This is a genomic window from Actinomadura kijaniata NBRC 14229, assembly GCF_001552175.1.
GTDB classification, from domain to species: domain Bacteria; phylum Actinomycetota; class Actinomycetes; order Streptosporangiales; family Streptosporangiaceae; genus Spirillospora; species Spirillospora kijaniata.
In genome coordinates, this window is the sequence record NZ_BCQR01000334.1 from 1 (window position 1) to 1,571 (window position 1,571).

At 78.1% G+C, this 1,571-nt stretch carries 1 protein-coding gene; it reads left to right on the forward strand.

Annotation, left to right across the window (positions count from 1 at the left end):
• The coding region (locus tag AKI01S_RS52450; protein ID WP_067833925.1) for a glycosyl transferase at positions 1–1,571 on the forward strand (1,571 nt) is incomplete at both ends.

The following is a 1,571-nucleotide window of genomic DNA, read 5'->3' on the forward strand; positions in this document are numbered from 1 at the left end:
CCGCCCGCCGGGAACGCGCCCCGCGGCCCGCCCGGCCCCGCGCCGGGGGCCGCCGCGCCGACGCCCTGATCCTGGCCGGGTACCTGCTGGCCGCCGTGGCGGTCCTGAAGAACCTGTGGGCCTCCCCCTCCGGGCGCTACCTGGTGGACGGCGGCCCGGACCAGAACCAGTGGGAGTGGTTCTTCGCGGTGACCGCGCGCGCCGTCACGCGCCTGGAGAACCCGCTGTTCACGACGCTCCAGAACCACCCCGACGGCGTCAACCTCATGGGCAACACCGTCATGCTCGGCGTCTCGGTCCCGCTCACGCCGCTGACCCTGGCGTGCGGGCCGGGCGCGACATGGGCGGTGGTGCTGACCGCCGGGCTGGCCGGGACGGCGGCGGGCTGGTACCGGCTGGTCCGGCGGCACCTGGGCGGGTCGCGCCCGGCCGCGGCGGTCGGCGGCGCGTTCTGCGGCTTCGCCCCGCCGATCGTCACGCACGCCAACGCCCACCCCAACTTCGTGGCGCTGTTCGTGCTGCCGTTCCTCGTCGGGCGTCTGGTGATGCTGGCGCGCGGCGGGCGGCCGCTCCGCGACGGCGCGGTCCTCGGGCTGCTCGCCGCCTACCAGATCCACATGGGCGAGGAGGCGCTGCTGCTGGCGGCGACGGCGCTGGTGCCGTTCGCCGTGGTGTACGCCGTGTCGCGGCCCGACGCGGCGCGGGCGGCCATCCGTCCGCTGCTGGCCGGGCTGGCGGTGTTCGCCCCGCTCAGCGCCTATCCGCTGTGGTGGCAGTTCGCGGGGCCGCGGAGCTACGACGGCCTGCTGCACGGGCCCTCCGGGAACGACGTGGCGGTGCTGGCGGCGTTCGCCCGCCAGTCGCTGGCCGGGCATCCCGCCCCGCCGGGGCCGCTGGACGTGAGCACCACCGAGCAGAACGCGTTCTTCGGCTGGACCGTCGTCGTCCTGGTCGCGGCGCTGCTGGTCTGGCTGCGGCGGCTGCCGCTGGCGCGGGCACTCGGCGCGGTCGTCGTCACCGGGGTCCTGCTGTCGCTCGGCCCGGAGATCGTCGTGAACGGGCGGCCCACCGGCGTCCCCGGGCCGTGGCGCTGGATGGCGCGGCTGCCGCTGTACGAGTCGGTGCTGGAGTCGCGGCTGACGATGACCTGCGTCCCGGCGATCGGGCTGCTGGTCGCGCTCGGCGTGGACCGGCTGCGGGCCCGCGCGCCCGCCGAGGGGCCCCGGCTGTGCGCGGTGGTCCTGGCGCTGGCGCTGGTCCCGGTCGTGCCCAAGCCGCTGCCCGCCGAGCCGCGCCGGGCGGCCCCGGCGTTCTTCACCGACGGGACCTGGCGGCGGTACGTGGCGCCGGGCCGCGCGCTGGTGCCGGTGCCGCTCCCCGGCGCCGGCGACGCCGAGCCCCTGCACTGGCAGGTCCGGGCCGGGCTCGGCTTCCCGGTCCCGGAGGGCTACTTCGTGGGGCCGTTCGGCCCGCGCCGGGAGGGCGGCTACGGCGCGGAACCGCGCCCCACCTCCCGGCTGCTGCGGCGGGCCGCCGACGACGGCCCGCCCCCGGTCGGCGACGCCGAGCGC